At 71.9% G+C, this 22,594-nt stretch carries 18 protein-coding genes; 10 read left to right on the top strand and 8 right to left on the bottom strand.

What is annotated here, in order from left to right; translation table 11 throughout:
- Nucleotides 1-588: 588 nt before the first annotated feature.
- Nucleotides 589-1,896, bottom strand: a complete 1,308-nt coding sequence (locus WAB15_RS34635; protein WP_399145279.1) for an MFS transporter — start codon at nucleotides 1,894-1,896, stop codon at nucleotides 589-591.
- A 133-nt stretch (nucleotides 1,897-2,029) separates the two neighbouring features.
- On the opposite strand from WAB15_RS34635, the gene WAB15_RS34630 reads away from it, so the two are divergent.
- From WAB15_RS34630 to WAB15_RS34620, 3 genes are read left to right on the top strand one after another with little or no spacing between them, the layout of a single operon-like run.
- Entirely contained in the window at nucleotides 2,030-2,782 is a 753-nt protein-coding gene (locus tag WAB15_RS34630; protein WP_407288681.1) for a (Fe-S)-binding protein, read from the top strand.
- A complete protein-coding gene (locus WAB15_RS34625) occupies nucleotides 2,779-4,278 on the top strand; it encodes a lactate utilization protein B (protein WP_407288680.1) in 1,500 nt (499 codons plus the stop codon). The genes WAB15_RS34630 and WAB15_RS34625 overlap by 4 nt, the downstream gene beginning before the upstream one ends.
- A complete protein-coding gene (locus WAB15_RS34620) occupies nucleotides 4,275-4,970 on the top strand; it encodes a lactate utilization protein C (protein WP_407288679.1) in 696 nt (231 codons plus the stop codon). The genes WAB15_RS34625 and WAB15_RS34620 overlap by 4 nt, the downstream gene beginning before the upstream one ends.
- A gap of 2 nt (nucleotides 4,971-4,972) precedes the next feature.
- On the opposite strand, the gene WAB15_RS34615 is transcribed toward WAB15_RS34620, so the two are convergent.
- Nucleotides 4,973-5,740 (bottom strand): GNAT family N-acetyltransferase, encoded by a 768-nt coding sequence (locus tag WAB15_RS34615; protein ID WP_407288678.1) that lies wholly within the window; start codon nucleotides 5,738-5,740, stop codon nucleotides 4,973-4,975.
- A 163-nt stretch (nucleotides 5,741-5,903) separates the two neighbouring features.
- Here WAB15_RS34615 and WAB15_RS34610 point away from each other — a divergent pair, with 163 nt between their 5' ends.
- Nucleotides 5,904-6,284: a VOC family protein gene (locus WAB15_RS34610; protein WP_399145274.1), complete on the top strand. Its 381-nt coding sequence runs from the start codon at nucleotides 5,904-5,906 to the stop codon at nucleotides 6,282-6,284.
- A 182-nt stretch (nucleotides 6,285-6,466) separates the two neighbouring features.
- Here the strand turns inward: WAB15_RS34610 and WAB15_RS34605 are convergent, their stop codons facing one another.
- Entirely contained in the window at nucleotides 6,467-6,706 is a 240-nt protein-coding gene (locus tag WAB15_RS34605) for a hypothetical protein (RefSeq protein WP_407288677.1), read from the bottom strand.
- Between the two features lie 392 nt (nucleotides 6,707-7,098).
- On the opposite strand from WAB15_RS34605, the gene WAB15_RS34600 reads away from it, so the two are divergent.
- The gene (locus WAB15_RS34600) at nucleotides 7,099-8,439 is read left to right on the top strand and encodes a hypothetical protein (protein ID WP_407288676.1); all 1,341 of its coding nucleotides are present in this window, start codon (nucleotides 7,099-7,101) and stop codon (nucleotides 8,437-8,439) included.
- 65 nt (nucleotides 8,440-8,504) lie between these two features.
- Complete coding sequence (locus WAB15_RS34595; RefSeq protein WP_399145271.1) at nucleotides 8,505-9,242, top strand: hypothetical protein; 738 nt, start codon at nucleotides 8,505-8,507, stop codon at nucleotides 9,240-9,242.
- On the opposite strand, the gene WAB15_RS34590 is transcribed toward WAB15_RS34595, so the two are convergent.
- Entirely contained in the window at nucleotides 9,136-9,726 is a 591-nt protein-coding gene (locus WAB15_RS34590; protein ID WP_399145270.1) for an NUDIX domain-containing protein, read from the bottom strand. The genes WAB15_RS34595 and WAB15_RS34590 overlap by 107 nt on opposite strands.
- A 339-nt stretch (nucleotides 9,727-10,065) precedes the next feature.
- Here WAB15_RS34590 and WAB15_RS34585 point away from each other — a divergent pair, with 339 nt between their 5' ends.
- Nucleotides 10,066-11,244, top strand: a complete 1,179-nt coding sequence (locus WAB15_RS34585; protein WP_407288675.1) for a GDSL-type esterase/lipase family protein — start codon at nucleotides 10,066-10,068, stop codon at nucleotides 11,242-11,244.
- 122 nt (nucleotides 11,245-11,366) lie between these two features.
- On the opposite strand, the gene WAB15_RS34580 is transcribed toward WAB15_RS34585, so the two are convergent.
- Nucleotides 11,367-13,187 (bottom strand): ABC transporter ATP-binding protein, encoded by a 1,821-nt coding sequence (locus tag WAB15_RS34580; RefSeq protein WP_399145268.1) that lies wholly within the window; start codon nucleotides 13,185-13,187, stop codon nucleotides 11,367-11,369.
- A gap of 121 nt (nucleotides 13,188-13,308) precedes the next feature.
- Between WAB15_RS34580 and WAB15_RS34575 the strand changes: the two genes are divergently transcribed.
- Both WAB15_RS34575 and WAB15_RS34570 read left to right on the top strand, forming a co-directional pair.
- On the top strand, nucleotides 13,309-13,767 hold the full coding sequence (locus WAB15_RS34575) for a MarR family winged helix-turn-helix transcriptional regulator (protein WP_399145267.1): 459 nt from the start codon (nucleotides 13,309-13,311) through the stop codon (nucleotides 13,765-13,767).
- 144 nt (nucleotides 13,768-13,911) lie between these two features.
- Nucleotides 13,912-16,851: an FAD-binding and (Fe-S)-binding domain-containing protein gene (locus WAB15_RS34570; RefSeq protein ID WP_407288674.1), complete on the top strand. Its 2,940-nt coding sequence runs from the start codon at nucleotides 13,912-13,914 to the stop codon at nucleotides 16,849-16,851.
- Between the two features lie 13 nt (nucleotides 16,852-16,864).
- Here the strand turns inward: WAB15_RS34570 and WAB15_RS34565 are convergent, their stop codons facing one another.
- Nucleotides 16,865-18,235, bottom strand: coding sequence for an alpha-amylase (locus tag WAB15_RS34565; RefSeq protein ID WP_407288673.1), 1,371 nt, complete (start codon nucleotides 18,233-18,235; stop codon nucleotides 16,865-16,867).
- 375 nt (nucleotides 18,236-18,610) lie between these two features.
- Here WAB15_RS34565 and WAB15_RS34560 point away from each other — a divergent pair, with 375 nt between their 5' ends.
- Nucleotides 18,611-20,044: a Gfo/Idh/MocA family protein gene (locus WAB15_RS34560; protein ID WP_407288672.1), complete on the top strand. Its 1,434-nt coding sequence runs from the start codon at nucleotides 18,611-18,613 to the stop codon at nucleotides 20,042-20,044.
- A gap of 58 nt (nucleotides 20,045-20,102) precedes the next feature.
- Here the strand turns inward: WAB15_RS34560 and WAB15_RS34555 are convergent, their stop codons facing one another.
- Together WAB15_RS34555 and WAB15_RS34550 are read right to left on the bottom strand one after the other, a co-directional pair.
- Nucleotides 20,103-21,482 carry a cation:dicarboxylate symporter family transporter gene (locus tag WAB15_RS34555; RefSeq protein ID WP_407288671.1) on the bottom strand — a complete coding sequence of 460 codons (1,380 nt, stop codon included), beginning with the start codon at nucleotides 21,480-21,482 and terminating at the stop codon, nucleotides 20,103-20,105.
- Nucleotides 21,483-21,696: 214 nt separating this feature from the next.
- Entirely contained in the window at nucleotides 21,697-22,449 is a 753-nt protein-coding gene (locus WAB15_RS34550; RefSeq protein WP_407288670.1) for a L,D-transpeptidase family protein, read from the bottom strand.
- Nucleotides 22,450-22,594: the final 145 nt, after the last annotated feature.

Raw genomic sequence — 22,594 nt, 5'->3', positions numbered from 1 at the left:
TACCGGCGAGTTCCGTGACCCGGCGGCCGGGCAAATGTCCGCCATCACCCGGCACCGACACCTCTGATTCCCCGTCAATTCCGGAGTACGGAACCGCCCCGGGAATAGAAAATGACCTCGGCAATGAGAAAGGTCACGCATATCGCGCCCGCTATGCCGTCATACGTCCGGCAGTTGCCGCAAACGGGATATCACCACCAGACCGAACGGTTCAGGATTCCGCCACTAGTTCGGACTTCACACGTTTACATGATCGAAAACGAACACGAGAACGAGTGTTCACTGGAAAGCATGATCGATACCGGAGGGGGTTCCGGGGGAACACCGCGTCGGGTGATGCTTACGGGGCGCAAGCGACGGGCTGCAGACCGTCACCGCGCCTCCGGTCGATATCCCTTGCTGGGCCGGAGAGTTGGTCCCACAACGCATGACTTTCTCAAGGAGAACAACCCAGATGAACGACATCCTCACCAGCGTGATCGCCGGCATCGTCCACATTGTCGGCTGGCTGGTCTGACGGACCTCACAGCACGGAGCGCCGCCCCTCCCTGTCCCGGGAGGGGCGGCGCTCCGTGTGTCCGCCGTACTTCAGGTCTCCAGCTTCTGCCGGGAGGTCTCGGGCAGCGTCAGGTACACCACGAAGGACACCAGGCACAGCGCCGCCACGTACCAGGGGAAGAGGTCGGCGTGGCCGGCCTGCTTGAACCACGTGCCGACGTAAGGGGCGGTGCCGCCGAAGAGGGCGACGGTCAGGGAGTACGGGAAGCCGATGCCGGCGGCCCGCACCCGCGCCGGGAACACCTCGGCGTTCACGGCCGCGGCGACCGAGGTGTATCCGGTCAGCAGCACCATGCCCGCGCACTGCACCAGCAGCAGCGAGAGGAACGCATCGGTGACCAGGTGCAGCAGCGGCACCGCCAGGACCGCGAAGCCCAGGGAGAAGCCGAGCAGCAGCGGTTTGCGGCCGATGCGGTCCGACAGCATCCCGCCGAGCGGCTGGAGCAGCGCGAAGAAGGCGAGCGAGACGGTGCCCACGGTGAGCGAATCGCCCTTGTCGAAACCGGCGTTGACCTGCGCGTAGGTGGGGAGGTAGGTGGTCCAGGTGTAGTAGGCGATGGTGCCGCCCGCGGTGATACCGCAGATCAGCAGGGACTGGCGGGGATGGCGGCGCAGCGCCTCGAAGAGGCCGGGCCGTTCGGCGGCCCGCTGCTCGGAACTGCGGGTCTCCTGGGCACCGCGCCGGATCCACAGTCCCAGCAGGCTCAGCAGCGCACCGATCAAAAACGCGACCCGCCAGCCCCACTGGCCCATCTCCCGCTCGGTGAGCACCGCCGCCAGCAGCGCCGCGGTCCCGGAGGCCAGCAGCTGGCCGAGGGTCGTGGAGACGTACTGGAAGCTGGAGAACAGTCCGCGCCGCCCCGGTCCCGCCGATTCGACGAGGAAGGTCGTGGACGCCGCGAACTCACCGCCCACCGACAGACCCTGGACCAGGCGCGCGATGACCAGGACCAGGGGCGCCAGGACTCCGGTCGCCGCGTAGGTGGGTGTGACGGCGACCAGCAGGCTGCCGGCGCCCATCAGCAGGATGGTGACGGTCAGCGCGCTCCGCCGGCCGCGCCGGTCGGCGACCGCGCCCATCAGCAGCCCGCCGACCGGCCGCATGAAGAAGCCGACCGCGAAGACGGCGAAGGTCGACAGCAGTGGCACCAGGGAGTTTCCGGTGTCTGCGGGGAAGACCTGCTCGGCGAAGTAGACCGCCAGGAAGGAGTAGGCGTACCAGTCGTACCACTCGACGGCGTTGCCGACGGAGGCCGCGGCCAGTTGCCGCAGCCGCGACGGCGGGCGGGCGCCGTCATCGGGTGTCCGGCCCTCGGTCAATCGCTCGGCGCTCGACATGGTCCTCCGCTCCCGGTTCTTCTCCTGGGCCTGCTGCTGGGGCAGGATGAGCCGTCAGGTGATCATGTACCGGTGAGGCGGGTCTCCGCCAGAGTCCATGGCGGCCGAAAGGAGACCGAAAGGAGATGGCAACGTGCGGGTAGCACTGTTCGTCACCTGCATCAACGACATGCTCCATCCCCGGACCGGCCAGGCGGTGGTGACCCTGCTGGAGCGGCTGGGGGTGGACGTCGACTTCCCCACCGAGCAGAGCTGCTGCGGCCAGCCGCAGTTCAACACCGGCTACCGGCACGCGACCGAGCCGCTGGTGCGCCGCTTCGACCGGGCGTTCCGGGACTACGACTACGTCGTCACCCCGTCCGGTTCGTGCGCGGCGATGGTGCGGGACAACTATCCGCGGATCGGGGCGAAGGCCGCCGCCGAGGGGCGCGGCCGGGAGCTGGCCGAGGCGGCGGCGCTCGCGGTGCCCAAGACGTATGAGCTGACCGAGTTCCTGGTGGATGTGCTCAAGGTGGAGGACGTCGGCGCCTACTACCCGCATACGGTCACCTACCACCCCACCTGCCACGGTCTGCGGATGCTGGGGCTGGGCGACCGGCCGCGGCGGCTGCTCGCACGGGTCGGAGGGCTTCGGTTGCGGGAGCTGCCGGGCGCCGAGGAGTGCTGCGGCTTCGGCGGCACCTTCGCGGTGAAGAATCCGGCGGTGTCGGCGGCGATGGGCGCGGACAAGGTCCGCCATGTCCTCGGCACCGGCGCCGAGGCGGTCTGCACCGTCGACAACTCCTGTCTGCTGCACATCGGCGGCACCCTCGCCCGGCAGGGCTCGACGGTCCGCCCGGTCCATATCGCCGAGATCCTGGCCAGTACGGAAGGGAGCGTGTGGTGAGCGGCACGTATCTGGGCATGCCGGCGTTCCCCCGGGCCGCGGAGGACTCCACCCGCGACGCCCGGTTGCGCGCCAACCTCACCCATGCCACCCACACCATCCGCGACAAGCGGGCCAAGGCGGTGGCCGAGCTGGACGACTGGCCGCAGTTGCGGGCCGCGGGCGCCGCGGTGAAGGACCGTACGCTGCGCCGGCTCGACCACTATCTGGAGCAGCTGGAGACCGCGGTCACCACCGCGGGCGGCCGGGTCCACTGGGCGGCGGACGCCGAGGAGGCCAACCGGATCGTCACCGAGCTGGTGCGGGAGACCGGCGAGCGCGAGGTGGTCAAGGTCAAGTCGATGGCCACGCAGGAGATCGGGCTGAACGAGGCGCTGGCGAAGGCCGGCATCCGGGCGTACGAGACGGATCTGGCCGAGCTGATCGTGCAGCTCGGCGATGATCTGCCGTCGCACATCCTGGTCCCGGCGATCCACCGCAACCGCGCCGAGATCCGCGACATCTTCCGCCGCGAGATGGGAAGTTGGGGGCGTCCGGCGCCCGAGGGGCTGTCCGACTCCCCCGCCGAGCTGGCGGAGGCGGCGCGGCTGCATCTGCGGGAGAAGTTCCTGTCCGCCAAGGTCGGGATCTCCGGCGCCAACTTCATGGTCGCCGAGACCGGCACACTGGTGGTCGTGGAGTCCGAGGGCAACGGGCGGATGTGTCTGACCCTGCCCGAGACCCTGATCTCCGTGGTCGGCATCGAGAAGGTGGTCCCGACCTGGCAGGACCTGGAGATCTTCCTCCAGCTGCTGCCGCGCTCGTCCACCGCGGAGCGGATGAACCCCTACACCTCCACGTGGACGGGCACGACGGACGGCGACGGGCCGCGGACCTTCCACCTCGTACTGCTCGACAACGGGCGCAGTGACACCCTGGCCGACACCGTCGGACGACAGGCGCTGCGCTGTATCCGCTGCTCGGCCTGCCTGAACGTCTGCCCGGTGTACGAGCGGGCCGGCGGGCATGCGTACGGCTCCCCCTATCCGGGCCCCATCGGCGCCATCCTCACCCCCCAACTGCGCGGAATTCAGGGCCCGTTGGAGGCCTCGCTGCCGTACGCCTCCTCGTTGTGCGGGGCCTGCTACGAGGTGTGCCCGGTCGCCATCGACATCCCCGAGGTGCTGGTGCATCTGCGCGAACGGGTGGTGGAGGGCGGGCCGGTCACCCGGAGCGGCACCCGGGCCGTGCTCAAACCGGCCAAGGGGCATGCCGCGGAGCGGGCCGCGATGCGCGCGGCGGCCTGGGCGTTCGACCATCCGGGCGCGCTGCGGGGCGGGATGCGGCTGGCGGCCCGCACCCGGCGGCTCCATCCACGGCGGCTGCCGGGACCGGGGCGCGCCTGGTCCAGGACCCGCGAGCTGCCGGCGGTGCCGGCCGAGTCCTTCCGCGACTGGTGGCAGCGCACCCGGGAGGCATCGCCTAACGGGTCCGCGGAGCGAGGTGAGTCCAAGTGAGCAGCCGGGACGTGGTGTTGGGGCGGGTGCGCCGGGCACTGGCGGAGGCGCCGCGCGGGCAGCGGGCGGGCGGGCCCGGCGATCCGCCGGTCGTCCGCGACTACCACCGGGTGCACGGGTCCCGGACGCCCGCGCAGAGGGTCGATCTGCTCGCGGAGAACCTCGCCGACTACCGGGCGATCGTGCACCGCAGCGACCCCGGCGGGCTGCCGGCGCTGATCCACCGGCTGCTGGCCGAGCGGGGGGCGCGGACGGTGCTGGCGCCGCCGGGACTGGAGGCGGCATGGCTGGCGGCGTCGGCCGACTCCGGCGTCACCCTCGTCGAGGACCGGGCCACGGACACACCGCGCGAACTGGACGCCGTGGACAGTGTGGTGACGGGGTGTGCGGTGGCCGTCGCGGAGACCGGCACCCTGGTTCTGGACGCCGGTCCGGACCAGGGAAGACGGCGGATCACGCTGGTGCCCGACCATCACCTCTGTGTCGTCCGCGTCCCGGACCAGGTCGTCGACTCGGTGCCGGAGGCGCTGGGGCGGCTGGCTCCCGAGCGTCCGCAGACCTGGATCTCCGGCCCCTCCGCCACCAGCGACATCGAACTGGACCGGGTGGAGGGGGTGCACGGGCCGCGGACGCTGGAGGTGATCCTGCTGACGGGCGCTGAGCCCGGTCGGTCGATGCCGCGTTCTGGGTGAGGTCAGCGTACGTACGGGGTGGTGGTGGCCAGCGGTACGAACCCGAGGCGTCGCAGGATCGGACGGCTCTGGTCGGACGCGTCGACCTGGAGGTAGCGGTAGCCGTGTTCGGCTGCGATGCGGGTGCGGAAGGCGACCAAGGCCCGGTAGACGCCCCGGCCGCGCCACTCCGGCACTGTGCCCCCGCCCCACAGGCTCGCGAAGGACGTACCCGGGTGCAGCTCCATCCGTGCGGCGCTCACCGGCACGTCACCGGCCATGGCGACGACCGCGGGAGGCGAGCCGGCGGCCAACTGGCCGAGCAACAGTTGCCGGTGGTACGGCCGCGCTTCGCCGAACGCCCGCTCCTGCGCGGCCACCGCGAGCTCGACCCCGGCAGCATCGGTCACCGGGAGCAGGCGAACACCCTCGGGTAGTTCGACGTTCGTGGGCAGGTCTGTGATGTCGGCGACCATCAGCGTCTCCTCGGGTTCGGGTACAAAACCCGCTGCCCTCAGCCGTCCGGGTAGGTCGGCCGGCCGGTCGTGCCCGTACAGCTTCCACTCGAACCCGCGCCCGAGTGAGGTGAAGTACTCCACCTGTTCCGCGACCGCGGCGTCTGCAGTGGCTTCGTCCAGGTCCGACCAGACGATTCCGTTCCAGCCGTCGGCGTCTGCGCCGACATGGCGTACGACGCCGCCCACCCGCTCTACCCGGGCTCCGGGCCCATCGGCCCGGATGCCCTGTCGCATCTCGCGATCGAAGACCGCCAGCACTGTTTCCTGATCCATCCGCTCACTCCAGCATCACCAGGCGCACGAGGCAACGAAAAATGGCATCGCCCCACTGGCCTGGTGTGATGACGAACGCGAGCGGCCCGCCATCCGGCCGGTACCTTCCTTTCGCGACCATCCGACGGGCCCTCCCGGACCCGGCGTCCCCACAGGAGCCCCCATGCGCGTCATCGCCTTCGACCACCTCGTTCTGAACGTCACCGACGTCGAACGATCGCTGGCCTTCTACTGCGGGCAGCTCGGTCTGGAGCCGGTCCGCGTGGACGACTGGCGGGCGGGCCAGGCGCCCTTCCCCTCCGTGCGCGTGAGCCCGACGACCATCATCGACCTCGTCGAGGGGCCCCGCGAGGGTTCCAATGTCGACCACCTCTGCCTGGTCGTCGAGCCCCTCGACTGGCAGGAGGTCGTCGACTCGGGCGAGTTCACGGTGGTCGACGGCCCCGGGCCGCGCTTCGGCGCCCGTGGCGAGGGTGAATCCCTGTACGTCAGCGACCCCGACGGCAACATCGTCGAACTCCGCTGGTATCCGCAGGGCGCCTGAGGCCGCCGGAGTCCGTCGACGGCCGCAGTTCCACGGCGCGGTCGCCCGCGCCGCGATCCGGCCGTGGCGACGCGGGCGACCCGCCGGACAGGCCCCGGCCAGGGGGCGTCCGACGGGGGCGGAGCCGGTCGCGCGCCGGCCGTGGGCGGACGCCCCCGGCCCGGCGCCCCGGACGGCCTGCGTCAGATGTCGCCCATGAGGCGGCCTACCAGTCCGCCGGGTGACTCGTCGCCCCCGTCGCGCCCGGAGGCGCCCTCGCGCGCGATCACGTCCCTGCCCATGGGGGCGTCCGAGACGTCCGCCCCGGAAGCCGAACGGGGGTTGGAGGAGTCCGGGGCGTTGCCGGCGGCGGCGGTGCCCGCGCCGCCGAGCAGGGCGGCGGTGGCCAGGGTTACTGCGAAGAGCGTGGTGCGGATACGCATGAATCCTCCTCAGAGCCAAGACGGTGGTCAGCCTCTGTACTTCCCATCACCGTCTGCGCGATGTGGAGAGCGGCACAAAGATCACCCCGTTGGACCCTTGCGCGGGCGGTGCTCTTCGTTGACTGCCTGTGCTGCTTGCCGACCGCCCTGCTGACTGTCCGTCACGCCCCCTCCAGGGCCGCACCCGTGCGCACGAGCCTTCGGATCAGAGCCTGTCCGATGGGTCATGGCCAGCCCGAACGGGACAGGTGTGCGACCCCGTTGTCAGTGGGGATTCCTACACTGATCGGGATGTCTCTCGCGCACGCGGTGCGCGGGCGCGCCCCGGGGGGAGGGAGCAGGCGATGCTGCGGCAGGAGTTACCACCTCGGCGTTCCGGAGCGGTCGGCGGCTTGCCCGCGCCGGATCCCGGGACGTCGGCCCCCGCCGCGCCGGCCCCCGCGCCGGCCCGGCTGCTGACCTGGCTCGGGAGGCTGGGCGCACCGGCCGCGGCGTTCGGCGCGTTCCAGACGTTGGTGGGGCTCCTGCCGGAGAGCCTGGCGGGCGAGGCGGCGCGGTACGGCCTGGCGGCGACGGCCGGGGCCGGGGTGGGCGCCGTGGTGTGGCTGGCGGCGGCCCTGCTGCGGGCCCGCGCCACGGCCGCCGTGCCCGCGCCACCGCCCGGCCCCGCGGTGCCGGCGGCCGGTTCGCTGCCCGAGCTGATGGACGGCACGTACGAGGCGCTGCGGCGCGGCCTGTCGGTGATCGAGGTGCCCGGCCGCGGTCCGCTCACGGGCTGGCCGCACTCCCTCGCGGAGAGCGGTCCGCCGGTGCACCCGACGGCGTTCGGCACGGCGTACGGGCTGCATCTGCTGCTCGACATCGCGCCGTACGACGGGCGCATACGGGCCGGTGAGGTGGCCGAGACGCTGTGGCGGCTGCGGCTTCCCGGCGGCGGGTGGGCGGCCCGCTCACAGGGCAGCGGGGCACGCCCCGAGGTGACCGCGATCGTGCTGGGCGCACTGGCTCGGGCGGGCGCCGATCCGCGGTTGCTGGAGGCCGAAATAGACTCCTGCGAGGCGCTGTTGGACCCGGATCGCGATGCCTGGGGGCTGGGCAACACCTATGTGGTGACGAATGTGCTGCGCGGTCTGCTGCGGGCGGCGCCCGGCTCCCCATCGCTGCACAGGCTGCGCGAGGTCCTGGTCAACGGCGCCACGGCCGACCCGGCGCGCGACCACCACCGCTGCTGGGGTGCGGCGCTGGCGGGCGGACTCGGCAATCCGGCGCCGTCCGCGGCGCACACCGCTCGGGCGGTGGTGACGCTGGACCGGGCCGCGCGGGTCCTGGGCGAGGACTCCCGGCAGCGGGCGGTGCGCGAGGAGGGCCTGCGCTGGCTGCTGGCGGGCGCGTCGGTCCCCGACGGCGCCACCGATCTGGACAACTGCCAGGAGGAGGTGAGGCGCCCGGGCCGGGAGGACCCGCTGCATCAGGAGCTGCTGTCGGTACGGCACTTCTCGGCCGCCTGGGTGGCCAGGGCCCTGATGACGGACGGAGCGCGGAGGGTGGCCGCGGAGGCGGTGGAGCCGGAGGTGTGGGAGGAGCGGCTGGCCGCGGCCGTGGCGCGGGTTCGGGGGATGCAGCAGGGCGGGGTGTGGCGGTGGGACGACGGCGCGATGGGCCATCCGGTGTGGATGGCGTATCAGGGCCTGTCGGTGCTGCGGCGGCATGCGTTGCTGGTCTACCGGCCGTGAGGTCGGCCGGGTTCGGGGCGGCGGGACCGCCGGCGGTCGGCGGCCCCGGTGAACGGGAGGCGGACATGCAGGTCGAGGAAGCGCGGCGGCTGCTGGCGGAGCGGCTCGGCGGCGGGCCGCGGCCCCCGTCGCCCGAGTCGGCGCGTGCGGCGATCGCCCGGCTGGCGCGGCCCGACACGCTCGGTCCGCTGGTGCGTCGATTATCCGTCGGCGACCGGGACCTCGCGGAGTGCACCCGGCTCTCGTACCGCCATGTGCTGGGCTTCGACAAGCTGTTGCTGCTGCACGGCGCGCCCCGGTTCATGCTGCGGGTCCATTTCTGGCACGGCCGCACGGGCGCGGTCCCCGAGGACATCCACAACCACCGCTGCGCCATCGCCTCGGCCGTGGTCCGCGGCCGCGTCCGGATGGAGTGCTACGAACCGGCCCCGGACGGTGTGCCCGCGATCGCCTATCGGGAGACGATCGACGGCCCCGGCGGGGCATGGCGACTGCGGCGGGTCGGGGACGCCCGGCTGCGGCTGCTGCGCACGGAGCGGTTCGGCGCCGGGCGGAGCTACGGTCTGGACGCCCGTACGCTGCACCGGGTCGTGAGCGAGCAGCCGACGGTGACGCTGTTCCTGGAGACCGCCGCGCAGCGTGCGGCGACCGACGTCTACGTCCGGAGCGGCGGCGCGGGCGGGCGCGCCGCCATGGTCAGGGACGGCGGCGTCGGGCGCCCGGCTGCGCCGCCCAAGACTCCACTGCCGCCGGCCGTCTATCTTGCCGAACTCGACGCGCTGGCAGGCTCTTTGGGCTACTGAACGGGAGCGGCCCCAGCCCCGCGTAGCCGTAGCGGGCCGTCATCGCGCGCAGCCCCGCCGCGTCCAGCCGGCCGCCGAGGGCCTGGCGGATCACGCCGAGGTTGTACGCGTCCACGCCGGCCTCGGTCAGCTCGGCCGGCCGCGCCCAGCGGTAGGCCTGGTCGGCGCTGGGCAGCACGACGTCCAGTGTCAGCGGGCGGACGATGAAGTTGTCCTGGTGGTTGCGGACGCGGCGGCCCTGATAGTCGCTCAGGAAGCTGGAGGCGCCGGTACGCGCGACGATGGCCCCGAGGAGTCCGGTCTCCTCCTTGAGCTCCCGCAGGGCGCCGCTCTCGGCGGACTCCCCGCGGTCCAGCTTGCCGCACGGCACGCCCCAGGTGCCGGGCAGAAAGCGCTCGCGGTAGCTGCGGCGCACGATCAGCACGCGACCGTTGTGCACCACTACCGCCGCGGCCAGATGGGTATGGGCTGCGGATTGATTCATCGGACATCTCGCAATCCGAAGGGACGGGCGGCAGGCCCGTGGCGGAGGACCACCGTACCGGCGATGACTTCACGGCGGACCGGTGGCGACGCGCGGCGGACGGTGAACTGGCGTGCGGCGGGCTTGCATTGGGCGCGCACCGCGTTCGAGCGTGCTGATGGGTACCGACCTGCGCTCGGGGCCGTCGCACGCCCCGGCCGCCGAGGGTGACCCTGGCGTGGGTAGGCATCCGATGCGTACGCAGCCCAGAGGTCTGGGTAGCCCGCACGCCCCTCGGCAGACTCTGCGTCATCGCCGCCGAACGGACGGCGGCGGACAGCAGGAAGGCAGCGCGACATCATGAGCGGCGAGAGCAACTCCCTTGTATGGAATGCCGGTTGGGCGGCGGCCGTACAGCGTCCCAGCGAGGGGTTCCACAAGAACTGGGCGCTGGAGGGGTTCGCGGACCAGACGGTGCGGCAGGTCGTACGGGTCACCGGCGCCGGCACCTCGGCCCGGGTCAGGCTCTCCAACCGGTACGGGACCGCACCACTGGAGATCACCGGCGCCACCCTGGCCCGCACGGACGAGGGGCCGGCCGTGCAGGACGGCACGGAGCGCCGGCTCACCTTCGGCGGCGCACCGTCCGCGCTGATCCCGCCCGGGGGCGAGCTCTACAGCGACGCCGCCGAGGTGACGGCGGCGCCGTTCGACTCGCTGACCGTCTCGCTGTACTTCGCGCGTCCGACCGGGCCGACGACCTTCCACGCCCAGGCCTACGCCACGGCCTACCGCGCCGAGGGCGACCGGCTCGCGGCGTCCGATCCGGCGGTGTTCAGCGAGACGACGGTGTCCTGGTACCACCTCGCCGCCGTGGAGCTGGCGGACGGCGGCCCGGCACGGCGCGACACGGTGGTGGTCTTCGGCGACTCGATCACCGACGGGTTCGCCTCGACCGTCGACGGCAACCACCGCTACTCGGACGCGCTGGCCGAGCGGCTGGCCGAGCGGGGCACCCCGCGCCCGGTGCTCAACCAGGGCATCGGCGGGAATCTGCTGCTGAACGACTCGGCGTGGTTCGGCGAGCGGGCGGTCGACCGCTTCCGGCGCGATGTGCTCGACCAGCCCGGAGTGCGCTCCGTGGTCGCCCTGGTGGGCCTCAACGACATCGGTTTCAGCGAGGTCGATCTGCCGACGTACAAGCCGAACCCGGACAATTCCGCGGCGGAGCTGATCGCCGGATACCGGACGCTGATCGCCTTGGCGCACGCCGCGGGGGTGCGGATCGCCGGGGCGACGATCATGCCCTTCAAGGGGTCGGAGTACCACACACCGAAAGCCGAGGCCAAGCGCCGGGAGGTCAACGACTGGGTGCGCACCTCGGGCGAGTTCGACGCGGTCGCCGACTTCGCCGCGGCGCTGGCGGACCCGGACGACCCGGACGCGCTCGCGCCGGCCTACGACAGCGGCGACCGCAAGCACCCCGACGACGAAGGCTACCGCGCGATGGCCGCCGCGATCGATCTCGCGGCTCTGTAGTGGGCACCGCGCCCGGAATGCCGAGAGCCCGGTATGCCGGAAAGCCGGAAAGCCGGAAAGAGAGTGCGGCGGCCACCCCGACCAATTGAACTGGCCGCCGCGCCTTCGACCTTACCCGCGGGTCACTTACCGGTCACCACTTGATCGCGGGCCGGGGTGAGGTGTGCGTCACGCCGCACCAGCGCCGCATAACGGCCATCGGCGGCGAGCAGTTCGTCATGGGTGCCGCGCTCGGCGATCCGGCCGGCGTCCAGGACGACGATCTGGTCCGCGTCGCGGACCGTGGACAGCCGGTGCGCGATGGTCAGGGTGGTGCGCCCCTCGGACAGCGCGTCGATGGCCTGCTGCACGGCGTGTTCGGTGCGGGTGTCCAGGGCGCTGGTCGCCTCGTCCAGGACGAGTACGGGCGGATCGCGCAGGATGGTGCGGGCGATCGCCAGACGCTGCTTCTCGCCGCCGGAGAAGCGGTAGCCGCGCTCGCCGACGAGGGTGTCGTAGCCGTCGGGGAGGGCGGCTATGTGGTCGTGGATCTGGGCGGCCTTGGCGGCGCGCTCTATCTCGTCGTCGGTGGCGTCCGGCTTGGCGAAGCGGAGGTTGTCGGCGACGGAGGCGTGGAAGAGGTAGGTCTCCTGGGAGACCACGCCGACCGCCCGTGCCAGGGTGTCGAAGTCGAGGTCGCGGACGTCCGTGCCGTCGAGGGTGACCCGGCCCTCGGTCACGTCGTAGAGCCGCGGGACGAGGTAGCTCAGGGTGCTCTTGCCGCTGCCGGTCGGGCCGACCACGGCGAGGCTGCCGCCGGCGGGGACGGCCAGGTCGATGCCGTCGAGGGTGGGTGCCGCGTCGGGGTCGTAGCAGAACCGCACGTTCTCGAAGCGGACCTCGCCGCGCGGGGCGGGGAGTCGGACCGGGTCGGCGGGCTCGGTGATGGCGACCGGCAGATCGAGGTACTCGAAGATCCGCTGGAAGAGCGCGAGCGAGGTCTGCATCTGCACGCCGGTGGACAGCAGCGAGACGGTCGGTCGCAGCAGGCCCTGCTGGAGCGAGACGAAGGCGACCAGGGTGCCGATGGAGAAGACCGGACCGCCGAACTGGAGGACCAGGCCCGCCGCCCAGTAGATCAGCGCGGGCATGGCCGCCATGACGATGCCGATGGTGGCCATCCGCCAGCGGCCGGCCATGTTGGCGCGGACCTCCAGACCGACCAGGCGCTCGGACTCGTCGGCGAAGGACTGGGTGAGCGAGCCCGCCCGGCCCATCGTGCGGCCGAGCAGGATGCCGCTGACCGAGAGGGATTCGGTGACCATCGCGGACATCGCGGCCATCTGCTTCTGCCGCTGGGTGGTGATCTTCTTGCGTTCGTTGCCGACCCGCCGGCTGATCCAGACGAAGAGCGGAAGCAGCAGCAGCGAGACGGCGGTCAGCCGCCAGTCGAGCGCGAGCATGGCGCAGACGGTGGCGATGACCGAGGTCAGGTTGGAGACCAGCGAGGTGGCGGTCGAGGTGACCGTGGCCTGCATACCGCCGATGTCGTTGGCGATCCGGGACTGGACCTCGCCGGTGCGGGTGCGGGTGAAGAACGCCAGCGGCATCTGCTGGAGCTTGGCGTAGACGGCGGTGCGCAGGTCGTGCATGACGCGCTGGCCGACGGTGGTGGACACCAGGGTCTGCAGGACACCGAAGACGCTGGTGGTGACGGCGGTGGCGATCATGCCGAGGGCGAGCAGGGTGAGCAGTCCGGTGCGCCGTTCGGGGATCGCCACGTCCAGGATCTCGCGGAGCAGGAAGGGCGAGGCCACCGAGACGAGCGAGGAGGCGCCGACGAGCAGGCCGACGAGGGCGAGGCGGGCGCGGTAGGGGCGGAAGAGGGCGAGGATCCGCCGCAACTGGACCGGCGCTTCGGGGTCCTTGGGCGGTGGGGTCCACTGGGGTTCGTCGCTGCGCATGGGCTCCTTCGAGGTGTGCGGAATACGGGCGGGGACAGACGGGGGCGAGCATCATGGAGCTTAGCTCATTGTTACCTATACTCACAATGAACCAGGTCCTGATATCGGCTATCCTCGCGGTATGCCCTCCCCCGAGCCGACGGTCAGCACCGCCAACGTCGCCGAGCAGCTGGTACGGCTGACACGGCGGATGCACCGCGCCCAGAAGCACCATCTGGAGCACCTGGACATCGCCTTCACCCCCGCGCAGTCCCGGCTGCTGCGGATCGTCGACCACTACCGCGACGCCCCGCCCCGGATGGCCGACCTGGCCGAGCGGCTGGAGGTCGTACCGCGGGCGGTGACGACGCTGGTGGACGGCCTGGAGGCGCATGGCGCGGTGCGCCGGGTACCCGATCCGGCCAATCGCCGGGTGGTACGGATCGAGCTCACCGACACCGGCCGCTCCACACTCCGCGCGTTGCGCAGCGCCCGACGGGCCGCGGCGGAGGAGATCCTGGCTCCACTGACCGCCGAGCAGCGCCAGGTGCTGGGCGGTCTGCTGTCCACCCTGGTCGACGGAGCGGGCAAACCGCACTGAGCCGGACCGGGTGGACCGCACTGAGCAAGGGCGTGTCTCTTCGGTCGGAGTGACACGCCCTACCAAGCCGAGCGGCCCAGGGCCCGTACGACGCCGATCCACCGGGCGGGCCCGGACGCGGAGTCGACCGGAGGAGTGCCCGCCATGCCCCTGCTGGAGCCGAAGCCCGAGTCCCTGCGGCCCACCGCCCATCACGGCCCCGCGCACGACCGGGTGGCCGACCGGCGGGCATCGGGCACCCCCGAGCCGCTGCGCGGCGACCTGATCGCGCTGCTCGGCGCGGACAAGGTGCTGCACACCATCTCCGACCTGGTCCGCTACTCCTGCGACGCCAGCCCGTACCGCTTCGTCCCCCAGGTCGTGGTGCTGGCCGAGGACCTCGACGATGTCTCGGCGGTCTTCTCCTACGCCCACGGCAAGGGCCGCAAGGTGGTCTTCCGGGCCGCCGGGACCTCGCTCAACGGCCAGGCGCAGGGCGAGGACATCCTCGTCGACGTCCGCCGGCACTGGACCGGGATCGAGGTGCTCGACGGCGGCGCCCGGGCCCGCATCCGGCCGGGCACCACCGTGCTGCGCGCCAACGCCGCCCTCGCCCGCCACGGCAGGGTGCTGGGCCCCGATCCGGCCAGCGCCATCGCCTGCACGCTGGGCGGGGTGGTCGCCAACAACGCCTCCGGGATGACGGCCGGCACCACCCGCAACTCCTACCGGACGCTGGCCTCGGCCACCGTCGTCCTGCCGTCCGGCACGATCGTCGACACCGCCGACCCGGCCGCCGACGAGGAGCTGGCGCACGCCGAACCGGCGCTGTGCGCGGGACTGCTGGCGCTGAAGGCCGAGATCGAGGCGGAACCGGAGCTGGTGTCCAGGATCCGCGCCAAGTACGCCCTGAAGAACACCAACGGCTACCGCCTGGACGCGTTCTTGGACGGCGCGACCCCGGTGGAGATCCTGCGCGGGCTGATGGTCGGCTCCCAGGGCACCCTGGGCTTCATCGCCGAGACCGTCTTCGACACCCTGCCGCTGGACCGCCGCGCCTCCGGTGCGCTGCTGTTCTTCCCGGATCTGAGCGCCGCGGCCGCCGCCGTACCGCGGTTCACCGACGCGGGCGCGCGGGCCGTGGAGTTGATGGACGGCAACACGCTGCGCGCCTCGGTGAGCGTTCCTGGGGTGCCCGCGGACTGGGCGGCGCTGCCCAAGGAGACCGCCGCACTGCTGGTGGAGTTCCGGGCGCCCGACGAGGCCGCCCAGGAGGCGTACGAGCGGGCCGCCGCGCGGGTACTGGACGCACTGGAGCTGGTCGCTCCGGTCGCCTCCGTCAGCAACGCCTTCACCCGGGACGCGGCCGCGCTCGGCGGCTACTGGAAGGCCCGCAAGGCGTTCGTCACGGCGGTCGGCGGCTCCCGGCCGTCCGGGACCACGCTGATCACCGAGGACTTCGCGGTGCCGCCGGAGCGGCTCGCACAGGCCTGTACCGCCCTGCTGGAGCTGCAGTCCCGGCACGGCTTCGACGCGGCGGTCGCCGGGCACGCCGGGCACGGCAATCTGCACTTCCTGCTGGCTTTCGACGCGGCGAAGGCGGACGATGTGGCGCGCTACGCCGCCTTCATGGACGCGTTCTGCCGGCTGACCGTGCGGCGCTTCGACGGCTCACTCAAGGCGGAGCACGCCACCGGGCGGAACATCGCCCCGTTCCTGGAGCTCGAATGGGGCCCGCGGGCAACGGAGTTGATGTGGCGGATCAAGGAGCTGGTGGACCCGCACGGCATCCTGGCGCCCCGCGTCCTTCTCGACCGCGACCCCCGGGCCCATCTGCGCGGCCTGAAGACCCTGCCCGAGATCGAGGCGATCGCCGACCCCTGCATCGAGTGCGGCTTCTGCGAACCGACCTGCCCCAGCGAGGACTTGACCACCACGCCCCGCCAGCGGATCGCGCTGCGCCGCGAGATGCTCCGCCAGCCCCCCGGCTCCCCCGTGACCACCGAGCTGCTGGACGCGTACGGCTATGCCGCGGTGGACACCTGCGCCGGCGACTCGACCTGCAAACTGGCCTGCCCGGTGGGCATCGACACCGGCGCGCTGATGCGGGACTTCCGGCATCGGCGGCACTCGGCGCGCGAGGAGTGGCTGGCGGAGCGGTCCGCCCGGCGGTTCGGCGCCGTCGAGCGGTCGGCGCGGCTGGCGGTGGCCGCCGCGGACCGGATCGGCGACCGGCTGTCGACGTCGCTGACCGGCACCGCCCGCCGGGCCGTACGCCCCGACCTGGTGCCCCAGTGGCTGCCCCACATCCCCGGCGCGGCGCCCCGCCGGCTGCCCCCGACGCAACGGGCGGGCGCGGCCGCGGTCTACTACCCGGCGTGTGTCAACCGGATCTTCGGCGAGCGCCCCGGAGGGCCTTCGCTGCCCGAGGCCGTCGTGGCGGTGTCGCGGCGGGCGGGCCGGCCGGTGTGGATCCCGTCGGACGTGACCGGGACCTGCTGCGCCACGATCTGGCACTCCAAGGGCTATGAGCGTGGCACCGCGGTGATGGCGAACCGCATCGTCGAGGCGGCCTGGGGCTGGACGGCCGGCGGCCGACTGCCCCTGGTCGTGGACGCGTCCTCCTGCACCCTGGGCCTCGCCCGTGAGGTCGTGCCGTATCTGACCCCGTTCAACCGGGCGCTGCACGCCGAGCTGACCGTCCTCGACTCCGTCGTCTGGGCCGCCGACGAGCTGCTGCCGCGGCTGCGGATCGAGCGCGGCGTCGGCTCCGCGGTGCTCCACCCCACCTGCGCCATGCAGCACTTGGGGGACGAGCCGCAGCTGCGGCGGGTCGCCGAGGCGTGCGCGCGGGAGGTGGTGGTGCCGCACGACGCGGGCTGCTGCGGCTTCGCCGGCGACCGCGGGATGCTGCATCCGGAGCTGACGGAGTCGGCGACCGCCAAGGAGGCGGCGGAGGTGACCGCGCGGCGTTTCGACGCGCATCTGTCGGCGAACCGGATGTGCGAGATCGGCATGGACCATGCGACGGAGGGCCGAGGCTACCGCTCGGCCCTCCTGGCGCTGGAGTGGGCCACCCGGCCCGGCGGCCCGTCCGGCGGGTGAGGACGCGCGCGGGTCAGCGCGCGATGTGCAGCGCCACCGCGCTCCTGGCGGGCAGGGTCACCCGCGCCTTGCCGTCGTCGCCGACCGTGACCGTGTTGCCGGAGCAGTCGTCCGGTGCGGCCTTGACCACGTTGCAGTACGTCCCGCCGGGCAGCGACGTGGCGAAGGTCTGCGTCAGTTCGCCGTCGCCGTTGTTGAGGGCGACGAACCCCTTGCCCCGGCGTGCGAAGGCGATCGCGCTCTTGCCGTTGTCCCACCAGTCGGTCAGCTCCGCGGACCCCACCGCGTTGCGGAACCCCACCATCCCGGTGATCTCCCGCTTGGTGTGCTGCTCGGTCCAGCCGCCGCTCCCGCTGGGCGGCCCCGCGTCCTTGTCGGACCACTCGTAGCCGGAGTAGACGTTCGGCGAGCCGTAGGGCGAGGCGAGCATGAAGACGTTGGCGAGGGTGTAGGCCGCGCCGTCCTTGTAGGTGAGCGTCGAGCCGTTGCGCTCGGTGTCCCAGTTGTCGACGAACGTACGGGCCTTGTCGCCGCCGAGCTTGCCGTCCGCGACGGACTTGAGCTGGGCGATGTCGCCGCCCTGGAAGGCGCTCTTGAGGTGGCTGCCGTAGCGGAACTCGTCGACGTCGCCGATGCCGGTGTACTCGTCGGGCTGGACCGCCTCGCCGGCGCCGTGGATGACCTCCTGCACCCAGTAACCGGGGTCGCTCATCTTGCCCTTGACGGCGGCGACGTCGGTGGCGGAGATGTGCTTGGCGGCGTCGATCCGGAAGCCGTCCACGCCCAGCGACCGCAGGCCGTCGAGGTACTTGGCGATGGTGGTGCGGACGTAGTCGCTTCCGGTGTCGAGGTCGGCGAGCCCGACCAGTTCGCAGTTCTGGACGTCGTCGCGGTTGGTGTAGTCGGAGATGCTCTTGCGGCAGCCGTGGAAGTCCTGGTCCTGGTAGTAGCCGGGGTAGTCGTACTTGGTGTACTGCGTACCGCCGGTGCCGGTGCCGGACCCGGCCGCCATGTGGTTGATGACGGCGTCGGCGATGACCTTCACGCCGGCGCCGTGGCAGGCCTTGACCATCGAGGCGAACGCGTCCCGGTCGCCCAGCCGTCCGGCGATCTTGTAGCTGACGGGCTGGTAGGAGGTCCACCACTGGTCGCCCTGGATGTGCTCGGTCGCGGGCGAGACCTCGACATAGCCGTAGCCGGCCGGGCCCAGCTGGTCGGTGCAGGCCTTGGCGACGTCGACGTACTTCCGCTCGAACAGCGTGGCGGTGACGGTCTTCTCGCCGGGCGGGGTGGCCTGTGAGGACCACGGCGCGAAGGTGGCGAGGCCGGCGGCGGCCAGTACTCCGGCCAGCGCCCCGCCCACCACACGGGAACGTTGCTGCATCTTGCGGCTCCTTCGTCATGGGGCACGGCACGCCGCACCGCGCCCACGAGAGCAGCCACGCGCCAGGCCGCCATGGGGGGGTTTCCGTATCGGAGCCTGCCGTTTACCTCGTGAACACGTCAACCCTTTCCGCAAGGCTTTTCAGCGACTTGCGAAAGATGCCGACGGGGTGGCGGGCGGTGTTGCAGCAAGAAGACCCGCGCAGCGGCACCACGCGACCGCGGCAGCGCCCGGACACCTGCCCGGCATCGCGAAAAGAGTCCAAGTGTGTCGTATCAAGAGTCCAATCGGCCCTCTTGTGCCACCGCCTCCCGGCCGACATGGTCCTGACCGAGGTTCACCTGCCCCGGCGCACCACCGCTCCCTGGAGGATCGATGAACGAGGCACAAGCGCAGCACCACGACCACAACGAGGCGGGCCCCAGCCGCCGTTCGGTCCTGTGGACCGCCGGTGCCGCGGGCGCCGGGCTGGGCCTCGGCGGACTGGCGGCCGGGTCCGCCACGGCGGCCACGCCCACGGCGGCCGGTCCCGCCTCGGCGGCCGGCACGGCCCCCGCGGCCAAGGGCAAGACCATGATCGGGGTGCCGTTCGAAGGACGGTCCACCGTACGCGTCGGCATCATCGGCCTCGGCAACCGCGGCGGCGGCATGATCGACCTCTTCCTCGCGGTGCCGGGCGTACGGGTCGTCGCCCTGTGCGACCCGGTGAAGGAGAAGACCGCCAAGGCCGCCAAGAAGGTCACCGCCGCGGGGCAGCCCGCGCCCGCCGTCTACACCAACGGCGACCACGACTTCGAAAACCTCTGCAAGCGCGGCGACATCGACTTCGTCTACGTGGCCACGCCCTGGGACTGGCACTTCGAGATGGCCAAGACGGCGATGCTCAACGGCAAGCACGTCGGCGTCGAGTGCCCCCTCTCCCTGCGCCTGGACCAGCTCTGGGCCCTGGTCGACCTCTCCGAACGGACCCGCAGACACTGCATGCAGCTGGAGAACTGCTGCTACGGCAGAAACGAGATGCGGGTGCTGCGGATGGCGCACGCGGGCCTCTTCGGCGAGCTGCTGCACGGGGCGGGCGCGTACAACCACGATCTGCGCGGCCTGATGTTCGACCCGAAGTACTACGAGGGACCGTGGCGCCGGCTGTGGCACACCCGGCTGCGCGGCGACCTCTACCCCAACCACGGGTTCGGCCCGGTCGCCAACTACATGGACGTCAACCGCGGCGACCGCGCCGTGCGCATTTCCAGCTTCGGCACCCCCGCCCTCGGCCTCGCCGCGTACCGCAAGGAGCACATGCCGGCGAACGACCCGAGCTGGAAGGAGTCCTACATCGAGAGCGACCGGACGATCAGCCTCGTGCAGACCGCCAAGGGGCGGGTGATCCGCCTGGAGCACGATGTCTCCACCCCGCACCCCTACAGCCGCATCAACAGCCTCGGCGGCACCAAGGGCGTCTTCGAGGACTACCCCGAGCGGATCTACCTGGAGCCGGACCAGAACAACGACGAGTGGGGCGACTTCGCGCGGTACGCGGAGTGGGACCACTGGCTCTGGAAGGAGCACGCGAACCCGCCCGGGGGACACGGCGGTATGGACTACATGCTGGTCTTCCGGCTGATGCAGTGCATGCGGCTGGGCCTCGTACCGGACTTCGACGTCTATGACGGGGCGACGTGGACGGCGCCGGTGCCGCTGAGCGACGCGTCCATCAAGGCCAACGGCGCCCCGCAGGAGATTCCCGACTTCACCCGCGGGCTGTGGAAGAAGTACCGGCCGGGGATGGACTCGCAGAAGCCGGAGGAGTAGGGGCGGTTCGAAGGGCCCCGGCCGCGGACCTGCGCCCCACGGCCGGGGCTCCTCGGCATCAGCCGTCGGAGGCCGTGACGGGCGCCGCGCCCGGCTCCTCGGCCGGCCGCGGGGGCCGCTGTTCCGAGGCCTCCGCGACCGCCGGCTGCGGCTCGCCGCTGAGGACCCGCTTCGCCGTCACCCGGTCCAGCGCGCCCTCCCAGCGGGACACCGCGAACACCGCGACGCAGTTGCCGAGCAGGTTGGTGGCCACCCGCATCGAGTCCATGATCCGGTCCACGCCGAGCAGCAGGGCGACCGCGGCGGCCGGGATGACGCCCAGCGCCGAGGCGGTCGCCGACAGCGCCAGGAAGGCCGAACCCGGCACCCCCGCCATGCCCTTGCTGGTCAGCATCAGCACCAGGACGACGGTGATCTGCTGGCCGAGCGAGAGATCGACGCCGACGGCCTGCGCGATGAAGAGCGTGCCGATGGAGAGGTAGATCGAGGCGCCGTCCAGGTTGAACGAGTATCCGGTCGGCAGCACCAGCCCCACCGCGTCGTCCCGGCAGCCGGCGGCCCGCAGCTTCTGCATCATCCGCGGCATCACGGTCTCGCTGGAGCCGGTGCCGAGCGCCAGCAGCAGTTCCTCACGGGTGTAGCGGACGAACCTCCACAGGCTCAGCCCGGTGACGGCCTTGAGCGCCAGGCCGAGCAGCACCAGGAAGGCCAGCGCGACGCCGTAGCAGACCGCGATCAGCTTGCCGTACGTCGACATCGCCCCCAGGCCGTACTCCCCGACGAGGTGGGCGGTGGCGCCGAAGACCGCGAGCGGGGCGAGCCTCATGACGTAGCCGACGACGGTGAACACGACGTCCTGTGCCTGCTCGATCAGCGGCAGGAGCTGCGGTACCTTCTTCTGCCCGAGGTGCAGCAGCGCCGCACCGACCAGACAGGCCAGCACCAGGACCTGCAGCAGCGAGTTCTCGGCGAACGCGCCGACCGCGCTGTTCGGCAGCGACTCCAGGACGAACTGGCTGGTGGAGGGCAGATGTCCACCGCCCGTCCTGGCATCCACCGCGCCCTTGTCCAGGGACGCGGGATCGACGTGCATCCCGGCGCCGGGCGCGAAGACATTGGCGGCGACCAGCCCGATGCCGAGCGCGAGGGTGGTCGCCACCTCGAACCAGATCAGGGCCTTGACGCCGATGCGCCCGAAGGCCTTGAGGTCACCCGCCTTGGTGATGCCGGTGACGACGACGCAGAAGACGAGCGGGGCGATCATCGCCTTGATCAGACGGACGAAGCCGTCACCGAGCGGCTGGAGCGAGGGGCCCGCCTGCGGCCACAGGCGTCCGACGAGGACACCGAGGACCAGGGCGATGAGTACCTGGGCGAACAGGCTGGTGCGCAGGAGGCGGCCTGCGCGGCGGGCGACGGTTGCGGTGGCGTGCGGCACGGGCACTCCTCCAAGGACGAATTCTGTTATGCGGAAGTGGACTTCCGCGATCCGTCACTATGGCCGCCTGCCGTTCACCACGAAAGGTCCGAGGCGACTTCCGGGAAAATCTTGGAGCTTGACCCAAGGCGAATCGCGTGGCCCGTACGCTTTTGCTCGACACCGGCCGTGATGCACGCATTCCGCCCGCCGCGCCGGGCCTCCACCACGCCCCTCAGCCCGCCAGACGCACCTTGTCACCCATGACGACGACAGGGTGCCGCGCCGGATCCAGGGCGCGCAGCAGCGTCTGCATCGCGGCCTTCGGCACGCTGACACAGGCGGAGGTCCCGCCGCCGTGGTCCCCGTGCAGCCAGATCCCGCCGCCCTTGGACTGCCCCTGGGGCCGGGTCGGATCCAGCGGGGAGGTGCCCTTGACGCGGTTGTAGTTGATCGCGACGACATAGTCGAAGTCGTGCCGGGTGCTCTTGTCCCAGTACGGCGGCGGGGTGAACGCCGATGAGTGCGTATAGGGCAGCTTGGCGCCGGGGTCGGCGAGCACCCCGCCCGCGTCGGTCAGCGTGAAGACGCCGACGGGGCTGCGCTTGTCGCCTTCGTGGTGGTCCGCCGTCCAGCCGCGCCGTCCGTTGTGCGCCGTCCAAGTCGCCTTGCGGTCCCACCCCCCGGCGTCCTTCTCGTAGAGGACGACGGTGGAGTTCGCGGAGTCGGCGCCCTCGCCGTAGACCGCGACGACCTGACGCGAGGCGGCGGGGATCCGCGACCGCAGGGCCGTGCCGATCCCGGGAACCTCCTTGAGGTGGGTGGTGGTGGACGCCCCGTGCGCCGGGCCGCCCGGACGCCGCCCCTTCCCCGCGTCGTCCGTGCCGTCCGAGTGCCGGCCGCCCGGACCGCCGCCGCAGCCCGCCAGAAGAACCAACCCCGCCGCGGCCACCGCCGCGCTCCGCACCGCACCGCCCGAAGTCCGCATGGCCCCATGGTCGCACCGCGAGCCTGACGACCGTTCAGCGCCCGTCCGCCGCGCACGGCTTCCCACACGATTGTCCGAATCATATGACCGCAGCGGAAAAACCGTTTGAAAACGGCCCACGCCGCGGGCCAATCTTCCAGAACCT

Source organism: Streptomyces sirii (assembly GCF_045690365.1).
Lineage (GTDB): Bacteria > Actinomycetota > Actinomycetes > Streptomycetales > Streptomycetaceae > Streptomyces > Streptomyces sirii.
The sequence above is the reverse complement of the archived record's forward strand: the minus strand, read 5'-3'. Positions and strand labels throughout refer to the sequence as shown.

Coding starts and splice junctions, on each gene's coding strand:
- WAB15_RS34635 (WP_399145279.1), bottom strand. CDS start 1,896: ATGTCGAGCGCCGAGCGATTGACCGAGGGCCGGACACCCGATGACGGC.
- WAB15_RS34615 (WP_407288678.1), bottom strand. CDS start 5,740: ATGGATCAGGAAACAGTGCTGGCGGTCTTCGATCGCGAGATGCGACAG.
- WAB15_RS34610 (WP_399145274.1), top strand. CDS start 5,904: ATGCGCGTCATCGCCTTCGACCACCTCGTTCTGAACGTCACCGACGTC.
- WAB15_RS34605 (WP_407288677.1), bottom strand. CDS start 6,706: ATGCGTATCCGCACCACGCTCTTCGCAGTAACCCTGGCCACCGCCGCC.
- WAB15_RS34595 (WP_399145271.1), top strand. CDS start 8,505: ATGCAGGTCGAGGAAGCGCGGCGGCTGCTGGCGGAGCGGCTCGGCGGC.
- WAB15_RS34590 (WP_399145270.1), bottom strand. CDS start 9,726: ATGAATCAATCCGCAGCCCATACCCATCTGGCCGCGGCGGTAGTGGTG.
- WAB15_RS34585 (WP_407288675.1), top strand. CDS start 10,066: ATGAGCGGCGAGAGCAACTCCCTTGTATGGAATGCCGGTTGGGCGGCG.
- WAB15_RS34580 (WP_399145268.1), bottom strand. CDS start 13,187: ATGCGCAGCGACGAACCCCAGTGGACCCCACCGCCCAAGGACCCCGAA.
- WAB15_RS34575 (WP_399145267.1), top strand. CDS start 13,309: ATGCCCTCCCCCGAGCCGACGGTCAGCACCGCCAACGTCGCCGAGCAG.
- WAB15_RS34570 (WP_407288674.1), top strand. CDS start 13,912: ATGCCCCTGCTGGAGCCGAAGCCCGAGTCCCTGCGGCCCACCGCCCAT.
- WAB15_RS34565 (WP_407288673.1), bottom strand. CDS start 18,235: ATGCAGCAACGTTCCCGTGTGGTGGGCGGGGCGCTGGCCGGAGTACTG.
- WAB15_RS34560 (WP_407288672.1), top strand. CDS start 18,611: ATGAACGAGGCACAAGCGCAGCACCACGACCACAACGAGGCGGGCCCC.
- WAB15_RS34550 (WP_407288670.1), bottom strand. CDS start 22,449: ATGCGGACTTCGGGCGGTGCGGTGCGGAGCGCGGCGGTGGCCGCGGCG.